At 57.7% G+C, this 24,118-nt stretch carries 23 protein-coding genes and 1 pseudogene; 12 read left to right on the top strand and 12 right to left on the bottom strand.

Annotation, left to right across the window (positions count from 1 at the left end; genetic code table 11):
- The first annotated feature begins 18 nt into the window (after window positions 1-18).
- From tsaE to trxA, 6 genes are read left to right on the top strand one after another with little or no spacing between them, the layout of a single operon-like run.
- Complete coding sequence (gene tsaE / locus ACRZ96_RS20775) at window positions 19-489, top strand: tRNA (adenosine(37)-N6)-threonylcarbamoyltransferase complex ATPase subunit type 1 TsaE (protein ID WP_170407927.1); 471 nt, start codon at window positions 19-21, stop codon at window positions 487-489.
- Window positions 486-1,490, top strand: coding sequence for a phosphotransferase (locus tag ACRZ96_RS20770; RefSeq protein WP_170425366.1), 1,005 nt, complete (start codon window positions 486-488; stop codon window positions 1,488-1,490). Before tsaE ends, ACRZ96_RS20770 begins: the two co-directional genes overlap by 4 nt.
- Complete coding sequence (locus ACRZ96_RS20765; RefSeq protein ID WP_480707481.1) at window positions 1,487-2,173, top strand: nucleotidyltransferase family protein; 687 nt, start codon at window positions 1,487-1,489, stop codon at window positions 2,171-2,173. Before ACRZ96_RS20770 ends, ACRZ96_RS20765 begins: the two co-directional genes overlap by 4 nt.
- Complete coding sequence (addB, locus tag ACRZ96_RS20760; RefSeq protein ID WP_480815056.1) at window positions 2,166-5,093, top strand: double-strand break repair protein AddB; 2,928 nt, start codon at window positions 2,166-2,168, stop codon at window positions 5,091-5,093. Before ACRZ96_RS20765 ends, addB begins: the two co-directional genes overlap by 8 nt.
- Complete coding sequence (gene addA, locus ACRZ96_RS20755) at window positions 5,090-8,449, top strand: double-strand break repair helicase AddA (protein ID WP_480707484.1); 3,360 nt, start codon at window positions 5,090-5,092, stop codon at window positions 8,447-8,449. Before addB ends, addA begins: the two co-directional genes overlap by 4 nt.
- A 58-nt stretch (window positions 8,450-8,507) precedes the next feature.
- Window positions 8,508-8,828, top strand: a complete 321-nt coding sequence (gene trxA / locus ACRZ96_RS20750; protein ID WP_170397826.1) for a thioredoxin — start codon at window positions 8,508-8,510, stop codon at window positions 8,826-8,828.
- 84 nt (window positions 8,829-8,912) lie between these two features.
- On the opposite strand, the gene ACRZ96_RS20745 is transcribed toward trxA, so the two are convergent.
- A complete protein-coding gene (locus tag ACRZ96_RS20745; protein WP_480815055.1) occupies window positions 8,913-9,344 on the bottom strand; it encodes a hypothetical protein in 432 nt (143 codons plus the stop codon).
- A gap of 100 nt (window positions 9,345-9,444) precedes the next feature.
- On the opposite strand from ACRZ96_RS20745, the gene ACRZ96_RS20740 reads away from it, so the two are divergent.
- Together ACRZ96_RS20740 and ACRZ96_RS20735 are read left to right on the top strand one after the other, a co-directional pair.
- A complete protein-coding gene (locus ACRZ96_RS20740) occupies window positions 9,445-9,795 on the top strand; it encodes a Lin0512 family protein (protein ID WP_170625360.1) in 351 nt (116 codons plus the stop codon).
- Window positions 9,792-10,154 carry a Lin0512 family protein gene (locus ACRZ96_RS20735; protein ID WP_170407917.1) on the top strand — a complete coding sequence of 121 codons (363 nt, stop codon included), beginning with the start codon at window positions 9,792-9,794 and terminating at the stop codon, window positions 10,152-10,154. Before ACRZ96_RS20740 ends, ACRZ96_RS20735 begins: the two co-directional genes overlap by 4 nt.
- Before the next feature lie 55 nt (window positions 10,155-10,209).
- Here ACRZ96_RS20735 and ACRZ96_RS20730 read toward each other — a convergent pair whose 3' ends face one another.
- Entirely contained in the window at window positions 10,210-10,407 is a 198-nt protein-coding gene (locus tag ACRZ96_RS20730; protein WP_170397815.1) for a DUF1127 domain-containing protein, read from the bottom strand.
- 197 nt (window positions 10,408-10,604) lie between these two features.
- Here ACRZ96_RS20730 and hslV point away from each other — a divergent pair, with 197 nt between their 5' ends.
- On the top strand, window positions 10,605-11,162 hold the full coding sequence (gene hslV, locus ACRZ96_RS20725; RefSeq protein ID WP_170566574.1) for an ATP-dependent protease subunit HslV: 558 nt from the start codon (window positions 10,605-10,607) through the stop codon (window positions 11,160-11,162).
- A complete protein-coding gene (locus tag ACRZ96_RS20720) occupies window positions 11,159-11,512 on the top strand; it encodes a hypothetical protein (RefSeq protein WP_170425354.1) in 354 nt (117 codons plus the stop codon). Before hslV ends, ACRZ96_RS20720 begins: the two co-directional genes overlap by 4 nt.
- Before the next feature lie 29 nt (window positions 11,513-11,541).
- On the opposite strand, the gene ACRZ96_RS20715 is transcribed toward ACRZ96_RS20720, so the two are convergent.
- Both ACRZ96_RS20715 and ACRZ96_RS20710 read right to left on the bottom strand, forming a co-directional pair.
- Window positions 11,542-12,783: an MFS transporter gene (locus tag ACRZ96_RS20715; protein ID WP_170733761.1), complete on the bottom strand. Its 1,242-nt coding sequence runs from the start codon at window positions 12,781-12,783 to the stop codon at window positions 11,542-11,544.
- 105 nt (window positions 12,784-12,888) lie between these two features.
- Window positions 12,889-13,290, bottom strand: a complete 402-nt coding sequence (locus ACRZ96_RS20710; protein WP_170397803.1) for a DM13 domain-containing protein — start codon at window positions 13,288-13,290, stop codon at window positions 12,889-12,891.
- 198 nt (window positions 13,291-13,488) lie between these two features.
- Between ACRZ96_RS20710 and hslU the strand changes: the two genes are divergently transcribed.
- Together hslU and ACRZ96_RS20700 are read left to right on the top strand one after the other, a co-directional pair.
- Window positions 13,489-14,796 carry an ATP-dependent protease ATPase subunit HslU gene (gene hslU / locus ACRZ96_RS20705; protein WP_480815054.1) on the top strand — a complete coding sequence of 436 codons (1,308 nt, stop codon included), beginning with the start codon at window positions 13,489-13,491 and terminating at the stop codon, window positions 14,794-14,796.
- 97 nt (window positions 14,797-14,893) lie between these two features.
- Window positions 14,894-15,991 (top strand): alpha/beta fold hydrolase, encoded by a 1,098-nt coding sequence (locus ACRZ96_RS20700; RefSeq protein WP_170566570.1) that lies wholly within the window; start codon window positions 14,894-14,896, stop codon window positions 15,989-15,991.
- Here ACRZ96_RS20700 and ACRZ96_RS20695 read toward each other — a convergent pair whose 3' ends face one another.
- The 8 genes and pseudogenes from ACRZ96_RS20695 to ACRZ96_RS20660 all read right to left on the bottom strand — a co-directional run.
- Window positions 15,992-16,813 carry an ATP-binding cassette domain-containing protein gene (locus ACRZ96_RS20695; protein ID WP_480815053.1) on the bottom strand — a complete coding sequence of 274 codons (822 nt, stop codon included), beginning with the start codon at window positions 16,811-16,813 and terminating at the stop codon, window positions 15,992-15,994.
- Complete coding sequence (locus ACRZ96_RS20690; RefSeq protein ID WP_170513428.1) at window positions 16,810-17,808, bottom strand: ABC transporter ATP-binding protein; 999 nt, start codon at window positions 17,806-17,808, stop codon at window positions 16,810-16,812. The genes ACRZ96_RS20695 and ACRZ96_RS20690 overlap by 4 nt, the downstream gene beginning before the upstream one ends.
- Entirely contained in the window at window positions 17,805-18,935 is a 1,131-nt protein-coding gene (locus ACRZ96_RS20685; protein ID WP_480707487.1) for an ABC transporter permease, read from the bottom strand. Before ACRZ96_RS20685 ends, ACRZ96_RS20690 begins: the two co-directional genes overlap by 4 nt.
- 4 nt (window positions 18,936-18,939) lie before the next feature.
- Window positions 18,940-19,944: an ABC transporter permease gene (locus ACRZ96_RS20680; RefSeq protein ID WP_170397787.1), complete on the bottom strand. Its 1,005-nt coding sequence runs from the start codon at window positions 19,942-19,944 to the stop codon at window positions 18,940-18,942.
- Between the two features lie 61 nt (window positions 19,945-20,005).
- On the bottom strand, window positions 20,006-22,045 hold the full coding sequence (locus ACRZ96_RS20675) for an ABC transporter substrate-binding protein (RefSeq protein ID WP_480772182.1): 2,040 nt from the start codon (window positions 22,043-22,045) through the stop codon (window positions 20,006-20,008).
- 20 nt (window positions 22,046-22,065) lie between these two features.
- Complete coding sequence (locus ACRZ96_RS20670; RefSeq protein ID WP_480772183.1) at window positions 22,066-22,959, bottom strand: DeoR/GlpR family DNA-binding transcription regulator; 894 nt, start codon at window positions 22,957-22,959, stop codon at window positions 22,066-22,068.
- Between the two features lie 178 nt (window positions 22,960-23,137).
- Window positions 23,138-23,977, bottom strand: a complete 840-nt coding sequence (locus ACRZ96_RS20665; RefSeq protein WP_480772184.1) for an EamA family transporter — start codon at window positions 23,975-23,977, stop codon at window positions 23,138-23,140.
- 2 nt (window positions 23,978-23,979) lie between these two features.
- Window positions 23,980-24,118, bottom strand: a pseudogene (locus ACRZ96_RS20660) (iron-containing alcohol dehydrogenase); the annotation flags it as partial.

Genomic DNA, 24,118 nt, shown 5'->3' with positions numbered 1-24,118 from the left:
CAGGTTCATTGTGACGCCATGAACGCACCGCTGACTCTGACCTCGAAATCCCCATTCGACACTGCTGAAGTTGCCACCAAACTGGGTGGCGCATTGCAGTCTGGCGATACTATCCTGCTTGAAGGTACCATCGGCAGCGGCAAAACCCATTTCGCACGCGCATTGATCCAATCTCTTCTGTCCGCACCCGAAGATGTGCCTTCGCCGACCTTTACTCTAGTTCAGGTTTACGAGACGCAGCTTGGTGAAGTCTGGCATTCAGATCTCTATCGTCTTTCTGCCGTGGAAGAGATCGAAGAGCTGGGGCTGGTCGACGCCTTCGACGCCGGCATTTGCCTGATCGAGTGGCCTGAAAAGCTGGGTCCCCTGACGCCAGAGCCGGCCTTACTGATCCGGTTCACCACAGACGCCAACGAACAAGATACGCGACAACTTAAGATGTCGTGGACAGACCCGAAATGGAACGCCAAGCTGGAGGGGATCCAATGACGAACCGGGCCATTCTGGCAGAAGCCTTGATCGCGCAGACACCATGGAACGGCGCACGGCATACGCCTTTGGCGGGTGATGCCTCGAACCGCCGGTACGAGCGTCTGACCGACCCTGCCACCGGCCGGACCGCCGTTTTGATGGATGCTCCGCCCGACAAGGGCGAAGCTGTTGAACCCTTCGTGCGTATGTCGAAGTACCTGCGTTCCATTGGGTTGAGTGCGCCGGAAATCTACGCCGAGGACTGCGAATACGGGTTTCTGTTGCTCGAAGATTTGGGCGACGATCTGTTCGCACGCGTCTTGCGGGACGATCCGACGCTTGAGCGCACGCTGTATGACGCCGCAACCGATGTACTTGTCCATCTTCACGCGGCGCCGACGCTTTCGCTCGACAGTTACGACCCCGCTATGATGACCGAATTGGCGGCGCTATCGTTCACGAAATATGCGCAAGGCATTCTTGGATCGCACGACGACGAGGCCCGCGCCCGGTTCGAGCTGCGCTTTGCGGATATCCTGCACCGGGAAACCGGCGGAACACGGGTTGTTGTGCAACGCGATTACCACGCAGAAAACCTGATCTGGCTGCCCGAGCGCGAAGGTCTGGCGCGCGTCGGTCTGCTGGATTTCCAAAGCGCGATGCTGGGGCATCCCGCCTATGATTTGATGTCACTGCTACAGGATGTGCGTCGGACTGTGCCCGCCGGGATCGAGATGCGGATGATCGACCGCTATATCACCGCAACCGGCGTCGATGGGCATGATTTCCGCACCGCATATGCTGTTCTGGGCGCACAGCGTAACCTGCGCATTCTGGGCGGTTTTGCCCGGTTGGCGACCGATTATGGAAAGCCACACTACGTCGACCTGATCCCGGCTGCGTGGGCACATTTGATGCGCGATCTCGAACATCCCGCGTTGGTGCCGGTGGCAGACCTGTTGCGCAGCGCCCTGCCCGCCCCAAACCCCGAGAACCTGGCAAAGCTGAGGGCGCAATGACCGGCACCCCCCAAGCTGCAATGCTGTTTGCCGCGGGCTTTGGTACTCGCATGGGTGTCCTGACCAAAGACCGGCCCAAACCGCTGATCGAGGTGGCCGGGCGGCCCCTGATTGATCACGCACTGGATCTGGTCGATGCGCTAAGGCCGTTGCGGGTTGTTGCCAACCTGCACTACCACGCTGATCAGTTGGCTGATCATCTGGCGGGCTGCGACGTTATGATATCGCGGGAAGAACCGCGCATTTTGGATACTGGTGGTGGGCTGCGCGCAGCGCTACCTCTGCTTGGATCCGATCCCGTATACACCTTGAACAGCGACGCGATCTGGGCTGGGCCCAACCCACTGAATTTACTGAAGGATCATTGGAATCCGGATAAAATGGATGCGCTGCTGATGTGCGTTCCAGTTGGGCAAACCCTTGGCCACACAGGCCCTGGTGACTTCACTCAGGACAGCACAGGGCGGATCGTCCGCGGTGCCGGTCTTGTTTACGGCGGGGTACAAATTCTGAAAACCGAAGGGCTACATGACATCGCTGAGGACGTGTTTTCATTGAACGTATTGTGGGATCGAATGCTGCAGCAAAAGCGCCTGTTCGCACTGTCTTACCCCGGTCGCTGGTGCGATGTGGGGCGTCCCGAGGGTATTGATCTGGCCGAGGGGCTGATTGCCGATGTTTGAGCCCAGCGCCCTGCCCCGGGTATTCGCCATTCCTCCGGGCGCGGATTTCCCCAAGGTGCTGGTTGACGGTCTGCATGAGCGATTTGAGGGGCAGCCGCCCGATGCGCTGGCCCGGGTACAACTGGTAATCAACACCCGCCGGATGGCGCGCCGGGTGCGCGATCTGTTTGATCAAGGTCCCGCTTGCCTGTTGCCACGCCTCTCTTTGGTCACAGATCTTGGCGAAAGCGCCGATCTGGCGCAGATCCCACCCGCAATCCCGCCTCTGCGTCGCAGGCTGGAGCTGACGCAGCTGATCGCAAAACTACTGGACCAGCAACCCGATCTGGCGGCCCGGTCCTCGCTGTTCGATCTGTCTGACAGTCTGGCCGGGCTGATCGACGAGATGCAGGGGGAAGGTGTCTCGCCCGATGCGATCAGGCAACTGGATGTCAGCGACATGTCCGGCCATTGGGCACGGGCGCAGGCCTTTATCGGCATCGCCGATCAGTTCATGGAATCCGGTTCGGACGCGCTGGATGCGCAGGCCCGACAGCGGCGCGTAGTCGAGAACCTGATCGCGCGCTGGGAGGCGTCGCCGCCCGAACATCCTGTCATTCTGGCAGGCTCTACCGGGTCTCGCGGGACCACCCTGATGCTGATGCAGGCGGTTGCGCGTCTGCCTCAGGGGGCGCTGGTGCTGCCTGGCTATGATTTCGACCAGCCTGAACATGTTTGGAGCAATCTGGATAACCCGCTGACATCTGAGGATCATCCTCAATACCGGTTCCGCAAGCTGATGCTTGGGCTAGGGCTTGGCCCGGATCAAATCCGGCCATGGACCACGGATCAGGCCCCTTCACCTGCCCGTAACAAGCTGATTTCGCTTGCATTGCGCCCTGCCCCGGTCACCGACGCATGGATGACTGAAGGCCCGCTCCTGCCCGACCTGAACGGTGCGACCAAGGATGTGACGCTGATCGAGGCGCCCTCGCCCCGGGCCGAGGCCTTGGCCATTGCGCTACGCCTACGGCAAGCGGCCGAGACCGGCCAGACCGCCGCGCTAATCACCCCCGACCGGATGCTAACCCGGCAGGTCAGCGCCGCACTGGACCGGTGGAATATCCTGCCCGATGACAGCGCGGGCCTGCCACTGCAGCTGTCTCCGCCCGGGCGGTTCCTACGCCATGTCGCCGGGCTGTTCGCGCGCCGCCTGGATGGCGAGGCTCTGCTGACGCTGCTCAAACACCCACTGTGCCATGACGGGGGCGACCGGGGCAGCCACCTGCTGCATACCCGCGATCTTGAGCTTGACCTGCGTCGCTATGGCCCGCCCTTTCCCGACAGCGCCAGCCTGACCGCTTTCGCCATTCGTACTGAAGCGCCCGAGGACTGGGTCCGCTGGGTTACCGAGACTTTTTGCGATCAATACGACCCCGCCGAAAAGCCACTGTCGGACTGGGTCGCCCGGCTTCGCACGCTGGCCGAGATGATCTCGGCAGGTGCAACCGGTGAATCCGGCACATTGTGGGACAAGAACGCGGGCCAGAAGGCGCATGCGGTGATCTCCACTTTGGAGGCCGAAGCACAGCATGGCGGTGCGATGACCGCCCATGACTTTGCCGACCTTCTGGGCGCGTTGTTGGCAGGTGAAGAAGTCCGCGACCGTGATGCACCTCACCCGCATCTGATGATCTGGGGCACCCTGGAAGCGCGCGTTCAGGGTGCGGATCTGCTAATTCTGGGTGGCTTGAACGAAGGCAGCTGGCCCGAGGCTGCGGCACCCGACCCCTGGCTGAACCGTCAGATGCGCAATGAGGCCGGTCTTTTACTGCCCGAACGCAGGATCGGTCTGTCCGCGCATGACTTCCAGCAGGCGGCAGGTGCGGCAGAGGTGGTTTTGACCCGCGCTACCCGCTCGGATGATGCGGAAACTGTACCATCCCGTTGGCTGAACCGCATGACCAACCTGTTGCTAGGCCTGCCTGAACAGGGTGGAACTAGCGCGTTAGAAGCAATGCATGCGCGGGGCCAACGGTGGTTGGATTGGGCAGAGATGCTGGAACATGCACCCCGAATCGCACCCGTGCACCGCCCGTCGCCACGACCACCCGTCGCGGCGCGGCCACGGCGGCTATCGGTGACCGAAATCAAACGCCTGATCCGCGATCCGTACGCCATATATGCCCGGCATATCCTGCGATTGAGACAACTGGACCCGCTGGTTCAGGCGCCAGATGCCCTGCTACGCGGTATCGTCATCCACGAGGTGATGGAACAATTCGTGCGCGACAGCGTTCTGGATCCGGCTTTATTGACCCGAGAAAATTTCCTGAAACGCGCCAAAGCTTTGCTGGACGACCACGTTGCCTGGCCAACTGCCCGAAAGCTGTGGCTGGCGCGGCTAGAGCGGATTACCGATAGCTTTCTGTCCGCCGAGATTCAGCGCCGCGCCGATGGCGGGCCTGTGGCTTTTGAGGTTGGGATGCGCCTGACGTTGACGCCGCTGGACTTCACCATTGCCGGACGTGCCGACCGAATCGATCGAAGCGGGCAGGGGGCCTTGCGTATCATCGACTACAAGACGGGCACTCCGCCGACGGAAAGTCAGCAAGCCAAATTCGACAAACAACTGCTGATCGAAGCTGCAATGGCCGAGCAGGGCGGTATCGAAGGATTCGATCCGCTTCCCGTTGCACAGGCGATCTTCATTGGCATGGGCGGCACCTATAAAGAAGTGCCCGCACCGCTGCAGAAAGAGCCGACCGACAAGGTGCTGGCCGAACTGAAAGAGCTCATTTCAGCCTATTTAGAGCCTGATCAGGGGTTCTCTTCACGCAGGATGCTGCACAAGGACACAGATATAGGGGACTATGATCACCTCGCCCGGTTCGGCGAGTGGGATCGTTCGACGGAAACCGAACCGGAGGACCTGACATGACCCCCCGCAATGATGCCACCGAACGGCAGGTTCAGGCCGCGCGCCCGGACGCCTCAACCTGGCTGGCGGCCAATGCGGGCTCGGGCAAGACCCGGGTGCTGACTGACCGGGTGGCACGGCTGTTGCTGGATGGCGTACAGCCGCAGCATATCCTGTGCCTGACCTATACCAAGGCCGCGGCCAGCGAGATGCAGAACCGGTTGTTCAAACGTCTTGGCAAATGGGCAATGTTGGGCGACGGCGACCTTCAGGCTGAGTTGGTCGAACTTGGCGTACCAGGCCTGATCGATCCCGACCGGTTGGCGCAAGCACGGACCCTGTTTGCCCGCGCTATTGAGACGCCTGGTGGACTGAAAATCCAAACGATCCACTCCTTCTGTGCTTCGCTGCTGCGACGGTTCCCGCTTGAGGCAGGGGTCAGCCCTCAATTCTCCGAAATGGAAGACCGGGCTGCGGCGTTGCTGCGCGAAGAGATCATTGAAAGTTTTGCCGACGGCCCTCAGGCCGAATTGATCGAAGACGTTGCCCGCTTTGTCACCGATACCGGTTTTGACAAACTGACTGCCGCTGTTGCGCAGAAACGAAATCAGTTTGAACATGTGCTGCAATGGCCGGACATTCTGCAACGGTTTGATCTGCCCGAAGGTTTTGATGAACAGGTCCTGCTGCGTAACGTGTTTCTGGGCGGTGAGGTCGAACTGATCCAGTCCATTTTACCCGCGCTTTCGGAAAGCGGAGGGAACAATGCCAAGGCCGCCGACAAGCTTGTCGGCTTTACCGACGCCCGGCTGAGCAAACTGACGATACTTGAAAACGTCCTATTGACGGGTAAGGGCGCGAAAGAGCCCTTTGCCGCAAAACTCAACAGCTTTCCAACCAAGGCGCTGCGTGAAGGGGTGCTGGCAGATCGGATGCCCCAGCTCGAGGCCCTGATGCTGCGGGTTGAAGCCGCGCGGGAACAACGACTGGCGCTGGTTGCGGCCCAGAAAACCCATGTATTACATCGCTTTGCCGCGGCCTTCCTTCCGGAATACGAGCGGCGCAAGCAGGTTAGGGGTTGGCTGGATTTTGATGACCTGATCCTGCGCGCACGTCAGGTGCTGAACGACCCGGCGGTCGCAGAATGGGTGCTGTACCGGCTCGACGGTGGCATCGATCACATTCTGGTGGACGAAGCGCAGGACACCAGCCCGGATCAATGGGACGTGATCGAAAAATTGGCTCAGGAATTTACCAGCGGGGAAGGGGCCCGATCCGGAGTTGAACGCACGATCTTTGTGGTCGGCGACAAGAAACAGTCGATCTATTCCTTCCAGGGCGCCGACCCGCAAGCCTTTGACCAGATGCAGGCCGAATTTGGGCGGAAACTTCGAGAATCAGGCTCTAAACTGTGGGATTCAACGCTGGAATATTCGTTCCGCTCGTCCAGCGCGATCCTTGGGCTGGTCGATATACTGTTCGAAAACCATGTAGGGGCCGGGTTCCACAAGGATGCCTTACACCGGGCATTCAAGGCCGATCTTCCTGGGCGCGTCGACCTATGGCCGGTGATCGAGAAAGTTGAAGACGAGGATGACAGCGATTGGACCGATCCCGTTGATCGACCCGGCGCACGGCATCACACCGTCATTCTGGCAGAACAGGTTGCCCGGTCAATCAAGGATATGATCAGGAATGGCGCTACCATTTCCGATGATGGCGATGCGTCGGGGACATTTGTCCGGCGCAAAGTGCAACCCCGCGACTTTCTGATCCTTGTCCAACGCCGCTCGGACCTGTTTGCCGAGATCATTCGCGCCTGCAAAAGCGAGGGTCTGCCCATCGCGGGGGCAGATCGCCTGAAGGTGGGCGCGGAACTGGCGGTCAAGGATCTGGCTGCTTTGCTGAGCTTTCTGGCCACACCCGAAGACAGCCTATCCCTGGCGACAGTCCTGAAATCCCCACTGTTTGGCTGGACGGAACAACAGTTGTTCGATCTGGCTCATCGCAGGGAGGAAACTTATCTATGGGCAGCGTTGCGCAATCGTGCCGAGGAGTTCCCGGTAACGCTTGCGATTCTGAACGACCTACGCGGTCAAACCGACTTTCTGCGTCCTTATGATCTGATCGAACGTATCCTGACGCGCCATGACGGGCGACGCAAACTGCTGGGCCGGCTTGGGGCCGAGGCTGAGGATGGTATCAACGCGTTACTGTCGCAGGCGCTGGCCTATGAACGGACAGATATCCCAAGCCTCACCGGTTTTCTGGTCTGGATGCAAACCGACGATCTGGAGATCAAGCGCCAGATGAGCGGTGTCGGCAATATGATCAGGGTGATGACCGTTCATGGCTCAAAAGGATTGGAATCACCGATCGTAATCCTGCCGGACACTGGTAAACGACAGCCACCACGAGATGCCGAGATCATGATGGCGGGCGATACTCCGTTGTGGAAAGTGCCTTCTGATGCCTCACCTGCATTGATCGCAGCTGCGCGCCAAGAAGCCAGAACGCGCGAGGAGAATGAGCGGCTGAGGCTTCTATATGTGGCTCTAACACGGGCAGAAAAGTGGCTAATAGTGGCGGCCGCCGGGGATGTAGGCAAGGATGGCAACAGTTGGTATCAGATGGTTGAGGCCGCGATGGCGCGGGCAGGGGCTACTCATGTTCCCGGCACCCAGACCCTTCGACTGGCGCATGGAGATTGGGAGGCTTTGCCTGCCGTTGAACAGGGCAGCATCCCGCACAACGAACAGCATTTGCCTGTATTTTTTGACCACCCCGCGCCAAATCTACCCGCGCCAGCCGAAACGCTCAGCCCCTCTGATCTAGGGGGTGCGAAGGCCTTGCCCGGAGATGCGGGGCAGGATGAAGAGGCGGCGAAACGACGCGGATCGCAGCTGCACCTGTTGCTCGAACATCTTCCTGCTGCCGCACAGGATCAATGGCCGCAGCTTTGCGCACGGCTTCTGGCCGATATGCAAGATGTTGAGCGGCAAGATCTGCTGACTGAGGCCACATCGGTGCTGACGGCCGAATATCTGAAACCGGTCTTTGGCTCGGATGCGCTGACCGAGGTTTCGGTCTCTGCCGATCTGAACGGCACACGAATGCATGGGGTCATCGACCGGCTGATTATCACGGATAAAGAGGTGCATGTAATTGATTTCAAATCCAATGCGACTGTTCCGACCGGGCCAGAATCCTGCCCCGAAGGGCTGTTGCGCCAGATGGCGGCCTACGCCCATGCCCTGTCGCAAATCTATCCCAATCACAGTATCCGCACCGCTATCTTGTGGACGCGAACCGCGCACCTGATGTGGTTGCCACACGATATGGTGACGGACGCCCTGACACCGAACCCTATATCTTGACCTTGCCCGGTGCCGCACCTAGGTTCTGAGCCCAAGCATTCCCAGTCAGGAGACAGACATGTCGACCGTAGCCGTTACCGACGACACCTTTGACGCCGAAGTCAAGAATTCCGATATCCCCGTCGTGGTGGATTTCTGGGCCGAGTGGTGCGGCCCCTGTAAGCAGATCGGCCCCGCCCTGGAAGAGCTGGCCAGCGAATATGGTGGCAAGGTGAAGATTGCCAAGGTCGATGTCGACAGCAACCCAAACTCAGCCGCGGCCATGGGCGTGCGCGGCATTCCGGCGCTGTTCATTTTCAAAGACGGTCAGGTGGTTTCGAACCGCGCTGGCGCGGCCCCGAAGGCGGCCCTGCAAAGCTGGATCGACGAGTCGATCTGACCTTCGCTAGTGTGTGAACGAAAAAAAGGCGCCCCGCATTGGGCGCCTTTTTTGTGAAAGCCACTGCGTGACAAGAGTTTAGACTCACTTGATGGTCCACCTCACCGATACTCCCGCGCCGTCTTTGTGGGTAAATGTAACGGTGTCGTCTGCGATTGAAACCACCTGACAGTCGCGGGGCATCACTTCACCGACGATCACGATTCTCCGACAGTAATACCTGTCTTTCCACTCCCACGTGCCGCTGATACTGCCACCTTTCGGGCCTTTGCCCTCAACCGTGCCGTCCTTGTGAATAGTCACCCAGGTTTCGCCCTGAACCAGCTTCTTATCAACGATCAGGTTCATAAATTTCGCTTTGTTTTCTATGACTTCAGCGGATACGCCTGGCGCCAGAAGTCCAAACAACAACAATGATGACATGAGCCGAAAATACGTCATGGAATCAAACCTTTCATAGATCGTGTGCTTAAACAGACAGAATTCTAGTCGATAGCGGCGGTACACACCAAACATTCGGGTTTCGTGGTTTGGCCGGATGCAGTTCACTGTACTGGTTCTTTCAATTCGCAAGAACTCGTGCAGATTGTCGGGTCATCAGGAATAAGGAGGCGACATGCCCAAAACTCGGGTATTGGTGGAATTCGGTATGGGTACGTCGCTTCGGCGCGAAGACTATACCGAAGCAGCGCTGCGCGCGCTCAAGGATGCGCTCTGGCATAACTCGATCAATATGGCGGAATTGTTCGGATTCCCGAAAGAGGCCATGATCATCGACGCGGAAATCGGAGTACAGCAACCGGACCGGGTGGATTCGCAGGCGTTGAAGGCCATTTTCCCCTACGGCCAGCCCAACATCACGGTCACACATGGTGGCTTGGATATCGACAAACCCCATTCTGAAGGTCGCACGGTGATCGCCAACGCCGCGATCGTTGTCTCATTTGATATGGAGCCCGCCCGATGACGGAAAAACGCATCATTCTGGAGATGGGGACCGGCAACGACCTGTATGGTCAGGACTATACCAAGGCCGCGCGCCGCGCTGTTCAGGACGCGCTGCACCACTCGTCCATCACGCTGTTTTCCAAACTGGGCATCAGTCATGAGGAGATGCGCGTTGAGGTCACGATTGGCGTTCAACAGCCTGAGAAGGTTGATTGTGATCTTGTCGCCTCGGATCTGCCGCGGGGCCGCGCCTCGGTTCGGGCGGTCAAAGGGGGACTGGATGTCGAGGATGCCGAGGCGGGTACCCGGCATGTCGTAGCCACTGCTGCAGTTGAGGCTTATCTGCCTGATCTCGCAGGTAAATTCGTCGAAAGCTGAAAAAGAAAAAGCCGCTCAATCGAGCGGCTCATCTTATAAGTGTTCAAATCCTGGATCAGAACTTGGAGATATCAGCGCGGGTCAGCCCGACGTCTTCCAGCTGCTCGTCGCTCAGTTGCGACAGTTCGTTGCGTGTCTGATATGATTTGTACCATTCGACAACGTTTTCGAATGCATGAGAGAATGCGTCCACTGCGTGCAGGATGGTGACTGCTCCGCGCGGCGCATGGGTTTTTGCGATTGCGTTTGCCATGTGCTTAGTCCTTTTAACAGAAACAGCCGACCCGTTGTCGGTTGTAAGCCTCATGTAACTCCGGCGGCTGAGTCTCACAAATGCTGACTCAACAGCCCCGGTTTGCGTTTACTGCATATCTTTTGGGCAGTTTTAGAACCGGTTGCGCAGAACCCGTGCCCGGCCCATATATGGCAGCACGGATAACGGAGGCATTCATGGCAGACAGCGATTTTCCCGGATGGCACGGCACCACTATTATTGGCGTCAAGAAGGGCGGGCAGGTTGTCATCGCCGGGGACGGGCAGGTCAGCCTGGGCCAAACCGTGATCAAGGGCACTGCGCGAAAGGTGCGTCGCCTGACACCGGGCGGGTTCGAAGTGGTCGCCGGATTCGCCGGATCTACGGCGGATGCGTTCACGCTGCTGGAACGTCTGGAAGCCAAGCTTGAGGCGACGCCCGGCCAACTGGCGCGTGCTTCGGTCGAGCTGGCCAAGGACTGGCGCACCGACAAGTATCTGCAGAAGCTCGAGGCGATGCTGATTGTGACCGACGGCGAGGATCTGCTCGTGATCACTGGGGCAGGGGACGTGCTTGAGCCGGAACACAACGTCGCTGCAATCGGGTCGGGCGGCAACTTTGCCCTGGCGGCGGCCCGTGCGATGATGGATAGCGACAAACCAGCCGAGGATGTAGCGCGTGAAGCTATGGCAATTGCTGCGGATATCTGCGTGTATACCAACGGCAATCTGACGGTTGAGACGATCGGGTCATGAGTGCGGTTCTGGCAGCGATATTTGGTGGGCTGATTGGCGGTATTGTTGGGCCGATTGTGCTTGAGGAATATCGGAACCGGAAGCACGCCAAGACATGGAAAGAGCCTCGCAAGAAGCTGCTTGAGTCCATGTTGAGAGATACGAAGTACAAGTTCAAAACTCTGGAACGACTCAGCAGAACAATTGGCTGCACCGAAGATCAGACACGCTCACTATTGATCGAGCTGGAAGCCAGAGGCGCTGTTTCAAAGAAGACCAAAAAGGAAATTTGGGCACTGATCGAGCGCGCGCCATTACAGGAAAGCCAGCGCAAACTTGACGAAGAAGAAATTGAGGAAGAGCAGGAGTAGGTGACCCTTTCCGCTCTATCGGCTGCTCTTTACGCCAATAGCGCTTTGATCTCTTTCCCCTTCCACCTCAAATGCATCCCGATCAGGCCCATCAGGGCAGTGACAATGACGATATAATACGGCACGCGGATGTCGATGCTCATCAATCCGCCTCCGATCAGGGACATGATACCGCCTGCTAGGCAGAACACGGCTGTGGTCACGCCCATGACCCAGCCCTGATCCGTTTCGGCAACGCTGGATGAGAACAGGCCTAGCAGCGTCGGGTAAGAAACGCCGAAGAAGAAGTAGAAGAAAAAGACCGGAATATAGCTCAGTACCCCGCTGGGGCTGAATGCGAAGGCAAAGCCACAGATCACCATGGTGACCAACGAGGTGTAGATGATCTGGTGCTTGCTGAACCTCTCTTGCGCTGGTTTCACAAGGAAGGTGCTGGAAAAGGCCAGCGCAACGCCAATGACCACCATCGCCATGCTGCCCCCTATTACGCCATAACCCCACGCGCTGGTCAGGAAGTTGTCGACGAATACATAGAAAGTAACGTTGGCGACCATGAACAGGGCATAAACTGGCATGATTTTCAAAACCAACGGGTGTTCGCGCACAGCTAGGAGGCTGTCGGTTATGTCGCGGGGGCGGAAGACGAAGGGTTCGCGCTCGGTTCTGGTATCCTTGAAGAACGCGGTCACAAGAAAGATTGCAATCAGGACCAGCACAAACGCCCCGTAGAAAGGCGTTTTCAATGTCGCCGCGCTGCCCAATAAGGCTGCATCGGACAGAACCGCGCCTATGATCGGTCCTCCGACCAAGCCAAAGCTGACACCGGTCACAATATAACCCATGTTGCGGTCGCGGTCGGCAGCGTCGGTGCTGCCATCGATCATTGCCGCCTGCGCAATGGGCTGATTGCCGGCGGTAAATCCGGTGATCGACCGGCCGATGATCAGCAATAGCAGGCTGTTAAGATAAAGCGCGGCGATCGTCAGGGCGTAACCGACCAACGCCCCGGTCAAACAGACCAGAAGAGCATTCTTGCGCCCGATAGAGTCAGAAACTTTCGAGACATAGACCACCCCCAGAAACCAAGACAGGAAGAAGCAGCCGATCACCAGACCATAATAAAAGTGCCTTGTGCCCATGGCCGTGCTTTCCGGCAAGAAGCCGGACTTCGTTTCCATGATCAGGGAGTTGATGATGGGAAACACCAGCCCTTGTCCGATCAGGTCAACAAAGACCACAAACAGCAGGGTGATCTTGGCAATCTTGGTCATGAAAACGCCCCCAGTTCCAATATCTTGGGGCGAGTGTAACAGACAGTTGCCCTGTCACCTAACGGCGTGTCAGAGGCCGGAAAGCCCGACCCCTGAAGGGTGTGATTACTTCAACGAAGCAACTCCCAGCGGGACGCCGGCAACCTCGCACCAAATGTAAACTTCGTTGTAGCCCGAGACATCCATGGTTGGCGGCACGGCATAGGATTGCTTGCCGGTCAGGTGCAGCAGCGCGCCCAGTTTGCTGTCTGGGGCGTATGTGCCGTCCTTACCAAATGCGACACGCGGGTCGGGGCCGTTGTCCAGCGAAAAGTCGTCGCCCAGTTCAACGATGTAACGCTCGCCATCTTTGACCAGTTTTACCGAACCGGTAGTGACGTGGTTCGAGCGGCCTTCAAATGTGCCTTTCTTTTTTGCGCCACCGGCCAGGGCAGCGGTGGTGCCGACCAGAGACAGGGCCGCGCCGGTAGCTGCAGCTTTCACAAAAAGCGAACGACGAGTCATCATGATGAGGTATCTCCCTAATGTCATACGGACGCAGAGTCCGTCGCGAAAGGTTATGCCGCAGACGCTGTGCATCTGGCGATTCACATCACCACGAAATTCCGTGTGCTGCCCGTGAGTTGCCGTGATCTTCTCGTGATCGGCTTGTGTTTTCGCGCCGTATGATTAGGTTCCGCTGCGAAACATACGGATAGAACACATATGACCGACCTGACCCCGCGCGAGATTGTCTCGGAACTGGACCGCTTTATTATCGGGCAGAAAGACGCGAAACACGCCGTAGCCGTGGCGCTACGCAACCGCTGGCGGCGCAAGCAGTTGCCAGATGACATCCGCGATGAGGTCTATCCAAAAAACATTCTGATGATCGGACCCACCGGCGTTGGCAAGACCGAGATCAGCCGCCGTCTGGCCAAACTGGCCCGCGCACCCTTCATCAAGGTTGAAGCCACCAAATTCACCGAGGTCGGCTATGTCGGTCGGGACGTTGAACAGATCGTGCGCGATCTGGCTGACGCCGCAATCCTGCAAACCCGCGAGTATATGCGCGAGGATGTCAAAGCCCGCGCCCATCAGGCCGCCGAGGATCGCGTGATCGAGGCGATTGCTGGAACCGACGCCCGCGAAGCGACGCGCGAGATGTTCCGTAAGAAGCTGAAAGCGGGTGAGCTGGACGATACCGAAATCGAGTTGGAACTGTCAGATACCACGAACCCGATGCCGATGTTCGATATTCCGGGCCAGCCGGGTGGTCAGATGGGGATGATGAATCTGGGTGATATCTTCGGCAAAGCCTTCGGTGGACGGACCGTCAAGAAACGCATGACTGTGGCTGAAAGCTATGAGGCGTTAATTGGGGAAGAGGCCGACAAGTTGCTGGATGATGAAACCGTCAACCGGGTGGCTTTGGAAGCGGTCGAACAGAACGGCATCGTGTTTCTGGATGAGATCGACAAAGTCTGCGCCCGATCCGATGCGCGCGGAGGCGATGTCAGCCGGGAAGGGGTTCAGCGCGACTTGCTGCCTCTGATCGAGGGCACCACTGTCAGCACCAAACATGGCCCTGTGAAAACCGACCATATCCTTTTCATCGCATCCGGTGCGTTTCACATCGCCAGGCCCTCGGACCTGCTGCCAGAACTTCAGGGCCGTTTGCCGATACGCGTGGAGCTGCGCGCCCTGACAGAAGAGGATTTCGTACGTATCCTGACCGAGACCGACAACGCTCTGACCCTGCAGTATACTGCCCTGATGGGCACTGAAGAGGTCACGGTCAGTTTCACCGAAGACGGGATCGCAGCCTTGGCCCGGATTGCGGCGGATGTGAACCAAAGCATCGAGAATATCGGTGCGCGGCGGCTTTACACGGTGATGGAGCGCGTGTTCGAAGAGCTTTCGTTCACCGCACCGGATCAGGCGGGGGCTGAGATCACCGTCGATGCAGGTTTCGTGAATGACAATCTTGGCGAGCTGACAAAATCCACAGACCTCAGCCGTTACGTTTTGTAACAGGTGCCAGCCGGATTTTGCCAATGAGTCGTGCCCTCAGGCTGGACGCGGGGCGGGAATACGGTAGCGTAGCCCAGTAACTTCACAGGGGCAGAGCGTGCTGCGCTATTTCATCATCATTGTGACGCTGTCTGTGCTGACCGCCTGTGCGGATCGGTCTATCACAGAGATCACACCCGAAGCCCTTAGGGTCGGCACCCCCGCCACGGTCTTTGCCGCCACTACCCGGGCGCGCGAGCCGGATGGCAGCTACGGAGCTAACCGTGCCGAGGCACTGCGTTACCTTGAGATGACCGTCTCGATTCCGCCGTCGCACACGCCGGGTGAACTCGAGTTCTCATACGCGAACCCGAATCCGAACAAACAGTTTGTCGTGGCCGATGTTACCGAGTTCTCGGGTCCGCAGGATCTGAAGTCCCGTCTGCGTGGCGTGGATGACGTGGTCATCTTTGTTCACGGGTATAACGCCACGCAGACCGAGACCGCATTTCGGGCCGCTCAGCTGAGCCATGATATCGGTATCCCCGGAACCATTCTGATTTATTCCTGGCCCAGTAAGGCGCGCGGCACCGGTTACGCCTATGATCTGGACAGTATGCTGTTTGCCCGAGACGGGCTGGAACAGACCATTAGATTGCTCAAATCAATGGGCGTAAAGCGGGTCGTCCTGATAGCGCATTCGATGGGCAGCGCCCTATCGATGGAGATGATGCGGCAAGCCGAACTGCGCGAGCCGGGGTGGGCAAGCCGCAATCTTGAGGGGGTCATCCTGATCTCACCTGATCTGGATGTGGATTTGTTCCGATCCCAGATGAACAGCATCAAGAGCCCGCCCGACCCGTTTGTGGTGATGGTGTCCCAGAAGGACAAGATTCTGAACCTGTCGGCTCGGCTGCGCGGCACCGCGGACAGTCAGAGGTTGGGTAATATCAGTTCGGTCGACGCGTTGGCCGAATATCCGATCAGCGTGATCGACACGACTGCATTCAACAGCGATGCGGGATCATCTCATTTCGTGGCGGCGACGTCTCCGGCGCTGCTGGCCATTCTCAGTTCGGTCCGCCGGGTCAGCAACACCTTTGGCCCCGACCGGCCTGGCATCGATGTCCTTGTCCCGCCCAGCGAGCGCAGCGCAGATGGCGCGACCGAGATTGTGCTGACCGAGACCGGACAGGCGCAGGTCAGCGCGCCCTGATCAGGCACGCATTCGATGATCGGGGTCCAGCGATGGGATCGCATCCAGCAACCGCTTGGTATAGTCTTGCTTGGGTGCGGCAAACAGTTCGCGCGTTGGGGCGCTTTCGACGATCTTGCCGTGATACATCACGACCACAAAATCGCAGGTATGGGCCACAACCGACAGATCGTGGCTGATGAACATGAAGGTCAGGCCCATATCTCGCTGAAGGGATTTCAGCAGGTTCAGGATATCCGCCTGAATCGACACGTCCAGCGCCGCCACGCATTCATCGGCAACTACAAAACGCGGGTTGCAGGCCAGAGCCCGCGCGATAGAAATCCGCTGACGCTGACCACCCGAAAACGCGTGCGGATAGCGTCGCAGATGTTCAAGGTTCAACCGGCATTTGCCCGCAATCTCGCGAACCCGCGCATCGGTTTCCTCACGCGATGCGGTCAGGCCCATCACATCCAGCGGTTCGGCTATGATATCACGCACGGTCATCCGAGGACTAAGCGCCGCGTAAGGGTCCTGAAAAATCAACTGAGCCCGACGGCGATAGGACTTGAGATCGGTTGCTGACATTTTGGTCAGATCGAACCGCTCTTCACCATCGTCATAGCTTGCGCCACCGCTGGTGATTGGAACCGCATTCAGCAATGCGCGGCCGAGTGTTGTCTTGCCCGAGCCGGACTCGCCGACCACCCCAACAAAAGCCCCTCGCGGGATTTCGATCGAGACATTGTCGACCGCCTTCAGCGTGCGTTTGTTAAAAAAACCGCCACCAAGGGGAAATTCGACTGACAGGTTTTCGGTTTTGATCAGAGCATTTGTCATGGCTGGCCTGGCACGTCTTCGGGGAAAATGGCTGCGAAATGGCCGGGGCTGACCTCGGTCAAGGGTGGGCGTTCCGTTTCATATCGCGATCCGGGTTTGAGTTCCGGGTTGCGTGGATGGAACACGCAGCCTGATGGCCGCTCCAGAGGTGAGGGGATATCGCCAGGGATCGGGGTTAGCGGTGCGTCCAGATCATCGAGTTTGGGTAACGCGTTCAGCAGGCCACGCGTATAGGCATGTGCCGGATGGCGGATCACCTCACGCACAGGTCCGCTTTCCATGATCCGACCCAGATACATCACCGCAACCCGGTCGGCGGTTTGGGCGACGACGCTTAGGTCATGGGTGATGAAGACGATGCCCATGCCGAACTCGGCCACCAGATCCTTCATCAGATCCAAAACCTGAGCCTGAATGGTCACGTCCAGCGCCGTTGTCGGCTCATCCGCGATCAGCAGTTTGGGCTTGGTCGAAAGCGCCATGGCGATCATCGCCCGCTGACGCATCCCGCCCGACAATTCGAAAGCGTATTGGTTGAACCGGGCCGCTGGTTCAAGGATACCCACCCGGTCCAGCATTTCGATCGATAGTTCTTTGGCCTGCTTTTTGCTGAGATCCGTGTGGATCAGCAACTGTTCAACCATCTGCTTGCCGATGGTGATCGCGGGGGCAAAGCTGGCCATCGGCTCTTGAAAGATCATACTGATCGCCCCGCCGCGCACAATCTCCATGTCCTTGGGCCGCTTCAGCGCCATGATATCAACCGGGCCGCTGTCGAGATGCAGATCGATCCGGCTTTCCGGTGCATAGATCGCGTTGGGTGGATTCAGTTTCATCAGTGATTTTGCTGTCACTGATTTCCCTGATCCACTTTCGCCGACCAGCCCGAGCACCTCGCCTGGGGCGAGTGAAAACGAAACATCCTCAACCGCCGTGATCAACCCTTCATCGGTTTTGAACTGAACGGACAGGTTTTCGACATCGATCAAGCTCATTTGCGGGTCTCCGAATAAGGATCAGCCGCATCGCGCAGGCCATCGCCAACGAACACGAAAGACATCACGAGAACGACAAAGAAGATGACCGGGATGAAATACCATTGGTAATTCAGCAGAACATCCGCCTTGGTCACATTCTGCAACATCACGCCAAGTGAGTTGACCGGATCTTTCAGCCCCAGCCCGATAAAGCTGAGCGCGGTTTCGCTGAGGACCATATAGGGGAACGAGATCACCAGATCGACGATGATGTAACTGGTGAAGCTGGGCAGCAGATGACGCCGGATGATGTGGCCCGGCGATGCACCGCAAAGCTTTGCCGCAAGCACATATTCCTGATTGCGTTCGGTCAACAGATGGGTGCGAACTCGCCGTGCTAAAGTAGGCCAGCCGACCAATCCCAATATGGCTGTGATGACAAAGAATCTTGTTTCGGCCGACCATTCCGGCGGGATAAAGGCCGCAATCGCCATGAACAGAGGTATGGCCGGAACCGTACGGATCGCATCGGTGATCATTTGGATCACACTGTCGACCATTCCACCGTAATATCCTGCCACCCCTCCGATCGCGAGCGCCAGCACGAACGAAATCATCACCCCAAGCGTTCCGACCTGTAGCGACGTCCAAACCGCATGCAGTGTACGGCTGAAGATATCCTTGCCGGCACTGTCGGTTCCGAACAGGTGAACATAGCCCTGATCGACACCAAACAGATGGATGTTACCGGGAATGACTCCAAACAGCTTATATTTGTCGCCCCGAACGAAGAACTGGATATATCGGCGTTCATCCTCGTTCACTTTCTCGACCCAGCGGAAATTGGTCGCCAACGAGCGTTCGCGAGTTACCCCGTGCAGGAACGGGCGGATCGAGCAGCCATTCTTGTCGCAGAATCTTGGAATCTGCGGGGCTCCGTTCAGATAGTCTTTGTCACGCCCTGCGGCGGTCGGATCGTAAGGCGACAGGAACGGAGCAAAGATGCCCGACAGGATCAGGACGACCAGAACTGTGGCCGCAATCATCGCCGCGCGCTGTTTCTTGAATCGGGCCCAGATCAACTGACGCTGCGAGGCGGTGAAATAGGCTTCTTTTGCCTTTTGGTTGTCGATTGTCGCAGTCATCTGGTCACCTGAGGATACTTTTGCGCACGCGCGGATCAATCACCGCAAGCAGAATGTCGGTGAAGAAATTCAACGTTACGATTGATGCCGTCAGCAGAAAGATGATGGCCCCCGCAAGTTGCTGATCATTGGACCGCGCCAACGCTTCAAGCAAAAGCGCACCGGCTTCAGTCAATGTCAGGATCAGCGCCACAATGGGCAGTTCGTTGAAGATCCGGTTCAGGTCAAAGCCAAGGCTGTTGACGATCGGCCCCAGCGCATGACGGGCCGGATAGCGCCATAACAGTCGGCGGCCATAAATGCCCCGCGCGGCAGCAGCGGTGACATACAGCTTCCCGATCTCATCCGACATCAACGCGCGCACGGTCTGCAGCGCAAAGGCTGTGGCCGACCAGCCCAGAATGAAGATCGGCAGCCAGGCGTGTTTCAGCAAATCGAGGAACTTGCCCCAAGACCAAGGCGCTTCTTTATACTCCGGCGAGAACAGCCCGGTCAGTGTCTCGCCGAAATAAACGGTTGAAACCAGCATCACCATCAGGGCCAGCAGGAAGTTCGGCATCGCCAGACCCAGATAGCTGACGATCCGCAGCGAGTTGTTCAATACTGCACTGCGCGAGGCGGCAGAAATGATGCCCACAGGGATTGCAATGGCATAAGCCAGCGTCAAAGCGCCAAGGCAGATCCACAGCGACAGCCAGAACTTGTCGCCCAGCAGCTGTGCAATATTCACCCGCAGGATGCAGCTTTCGCCGAAATCGCCACGAAATGCCCCTGACAACCAAGTGGCCCATCGGGTCAGGAACGGTTGATCCAACCCCAGTCGGGCGCGTTCTGCTGCAACGTCAGCAACGGTGATCGCGGACCCTTGGGTGTTTTTATACGCCAAATAGCGCTCGGCACAGTCACCGGGCACCAGTTCCATCAGTGAAAAAACAATCAGCGATACGATGACCAAAGTGACCAACGCCATAACCGCCCGGGTGGCGGCAAATCTGCAGAATTGCAACATATCTGTCCCCGCGGGATGCGCGAAGGCGGGCGCGGGCGCCCACCTTCTTATCTTCTCAACCTTATTCGCTCAGCCACCACTGGGCGGGGCGGTAAGGATAGGTCCGATAGAACTCGTAAGACTGCGTTTTGAACTCGGTAAAGTTCTGCAGGTTGTTCGAGTGATAGATCGGGGCAGGAGCATTCACGGTACCCAGGAACAGCAGCTCGCCGGTCATGATCTCGACCATCTTCTGCGCGGCGGATACTGACGCATCAGAGCCGGGTGCACTGGACTGATAGGTGTCCAATGCAGTCTTCAGATCCGCGACCCAAGCCGGTGGTTCAACTCCGTTTTCACCGTTTGAGCTGATATATTCAGCCCAGAGCATACCTGTACGTACGTCGAAATAGCCATCAAACGGAGGCACCCAGATCTCGCTGTCCCCGAGGATCGACCCGGCTGGCTGGCTCTTCAGCCATAGGCCCATATCCAGCGAGTTGGCCGTTTGTGCGGCGCGGAATTCGTCGGATGTCACCTCTTTGATCGCGGTGTTGACGCCAACGTCTTTCCAGTTCTGAGCAATCAGTTCCACCAATTGCGCCGAAGCTGGCTGGGTCGAGAACTGCCAATCCAGAACAAACGGATCACCATTCGGCAAGTCGCGGAAGCCATCACCGTCCTTGTCGACAAGACCGACTTCGTCCAGCAGCGCATTGGCGCGCTCTGCGTCGAATTCGATCTCATGGTTCGACCATTTTTCGTCGATGAAATCGGGACGTGGCGAGAAGCCGATGTACTGTGTCGGTGTTCCCAGACCAAAAGCCACAACCTCGTTCAGCTGGTTGCGATCCATAGCAACAGACATCGCAGTTCTGAACCGGATATCGTTAAAGATCGCGCGCTTGGCCTCGTCTTCTGCGGTCACGTTGAAGGTCAGAACCGGATAACCGATCGAAGGCTTCACCTCGACCGTGTAGTTACCGTTCTCCTGACCTTCGAGCAGCACCGGAGCGGATGTCAGGTTAACACCCTGCGATTTGTAATCGACCTCGCCATTCAGCAGCTTAAGGGTGCGAACTTCTTCGTCCGGAACGTAAGTTTCATCCATTTCCGAAATGTAGGGAAGCTGGTTACCCTGCGTATCGACCTGGAAGAAATAGGGGTTGGCCACGTAGTGACGACCCTCGGTGCTCTCCTTCACAAGGATATGGCTCTCCAGCGTCGGCATGGTGTCGGTGGGAAGACCCGCCAGTTTGTCACCGGCTGTCAGCATCGGAGATGGCGTATCCATCCAGTCCGAGTTGCCATAATAGGCCTTGATCAGCTCGTACCCGTTTTCATAACCAAGCGCCTGCGCGTTGGCGTCGGCGTTGTCATCCAACGCCGGGTGGAACTTTTCAAAGAAATGCTTGGGCTGGTAGGGCTGCACATAGGTGAACGAGAATGTCTCGGTCAGGCCAGGCTTGGGCGCGGCAAGGGTAAAGCGGACAGTGGTGTCGTCCAGCGCTTCGACCTTCATGGGCTCACCGCCCGCCAGCGCATAATCCTTCGCTTCGGCGATGACATTGGTGTCCATCATCAGGTTATCGTACCAGAAGACGATATCCGCCGCCGTAAATGGCGCGCCATCCGACCACTTGTGGCCTTCACGCAGATTCACGGTCAGCACGGTGAAGTCATCGTTCCATTCCCAGGATTTCGCCACGTTGGGCACCAGGGTCTGCAGGTCGTCGGAATAGCGGAACAGGTTGACGTGACGCACCGAAAGGAAGTCCGAGGTGCCGCTTTCTGTGGCGTTGGAGAGCGCGTCCAGAACACCGCCATACTGACCTATCGAGTCATAGGGTACGATGACCAACGGGTCAGCCGGCAGACGATCTGCCACGGCCGCAAGATCGCCATTGCCACGGATCATGCCGTTCAGATCCCCAATAGCCGGGTTTTCGGCAAAGCTGAGCGTACAGTTTGCAGCTGATTGAAACTCGGACAGATCAAACTGCTGAGGATAAGCACCGGTTGCGACGCCCTGCATATCCGCGACGGTTGCAGCAGGACAATTGGCCCAGGCCGCGCCCCCGATTGTGGCAAAGGCCACACCAGACATAAGAAGCTTTTTCATGTTTTCTCCCTAGGTTTTGTTTATTTCGTTTTGCGTTTCCGAGAGCCCGATTTGCCCGCTTTGCTTTCGGAGGTTTCTTTGTTCTTTTTTTGCTTCCGGGGCTCTGTTTCATCTGGCCCGGATTTGACATCGTATTGCGATGCAATGTGCGCTTGGACCCCAGCTTGCTTGAGAACGGGTGCAAACGCATCAGGTGGCGCGATATCGGTCACCAGATCCGTCACCTTGTCGAACGGGCAAGACACGTTGGCTGCCTTTGCACCGAATTTGGTGTGGTCCGCTGCAACGATCATGCGATGCGTGTTCCCTTGCAGCGCACGGGTCAGATCCGCCTCCAGCGGGTTCGAGGCCAATACGCCTCCAACCAGCGACAGTGCATCCGCGCCGCAGATCACCGCGTCATAGCTGTACTGACACGCGAGTTCTTCAGCCGCACGGCCAAAACTGCCTCGCTCGGACCGGATTACTTCGCCCCCTGCCAGAACGGCGCGCGTGCCATTGTGATCGGCCAGGGATGCGACAACTGACAAAGAGTTGCTAACGACGGTCAAACCCCGCAGCTCACGTAGTTGCTCGGCCACATGAGTCATGGTCGAGCCAACGGTGATGAACAACACCATCTCGTCCTCAAGCAACCCGCAGACCCGCTTGGCGATGTTGGTTTTCTCGTCGGCATTATACTCCAGCGCGCCCGAAAACATCGGTGTATCCTGTGCTCGAGACAGAAATGTGCCGCCATGCACACGCTCAACCTTGTTCGCGCGCGCCAGCGCCTTGACCAAACGACGCACCGTTTCCTCAGAGACGTCCATGATCTGGGCGATCTGAGTGTTGCGCGCTGACCCCCCCAGCCGCGCAAGGACATCCAGCAGCTCTCGGCCACGATGTGGGATGGTTACGCTATCATCATCCATTTTCAGACTCGGTCACATTTTCGCGCAAAAATCCACAATAAATGTAAATCTTTTGCGACAATTTTGGTTTTTTTGCCTTTTCCGGTCAACATGGCACAACAAACCTGCAGTTTCATGCGGCGTGACAGGTGGATTTCAGATCTCTCGCAAGAATCATTCAACTCATCCCAGCATGTGTTCATGACGACAATGCGATCAGCGTCACGCCAGCAGCCATCATCACGGCCGCCAGAAGGCGTCGCATGGGATTGCCTTCACTCAAGAACAGAAATCCGATTAGGGCCGCGAAGATCACTGAGGTTTCGCGTAAGGCTGACACGACGCCAAGCGGAGCGAAATTCTTGGCATAAAGCACTAGGCCGTAAGCCGTCATCGACACCATTCCCCCTGCAATCCCGATCACCCAGATGCGCAGAGGCAAATCAAGCACACGCGCGCCTCGCCGTAGCGCGACAAAGCCCACAACAAAGATATGCAGAACCGAGTGCCAGGCCCAATAGCTCAGGATGTTGCCTGACACCCGCACGCCCAGGCCATCCACAAGCGAGTAGATGGAAATAAAGCAGCCCGTTCCCAATGCGAAAACAAGCGATGCCCTACCGACCCCTTGCCTCAAAACCGACCAGCTGGACAGTTGAATGCCGGTGGCAATCACCGCGATCCCAATCCAGGCCTGCGTCGGCAGATGTTCGCCCGCGAATATCACGGCCCAAAGAGCGACCAGCGCAGGAACCACACCGCGCGCGATCGGGTACACCACACTGAGATCACCATGCCGGTAGGCCTGATTCAGCATGTAGAAATATCCGAAATGAACAACGGTCGAACCTGCCAGATATGGCAGGCTCTCGATATTCGGCAGCGGCAGAACCGCCACCATCAGCGCCCCCGGGATAACGTGTCCCAGCGCAACCAGACCCAGCGTGACTGTTCGGTCAGCGGCCGTTTTTACAACCGTGTTCCAGATCGCATGCAGCAACGCGGCCGCAAGGATTATGAGAACGATTTCAGCGCTCACTGTCAGATCGCCGTATTAAACAGCTCAGTGATGTTTTGTTGGTTGAGTTGGATCGGATTCCCTCCGCATGAGGGGTCGATGATTGCGCCCTGGACCAGTTCGGGGATGGCGGCTTTGGTGACGCCGAGGTCGGAGAGTTTG

The organism is Ruegeria sp. CF1, from assembly GCF_056537445.1.
This window is presented reverse-complemented; position numbering and strand designations above follow the sequence as displayed.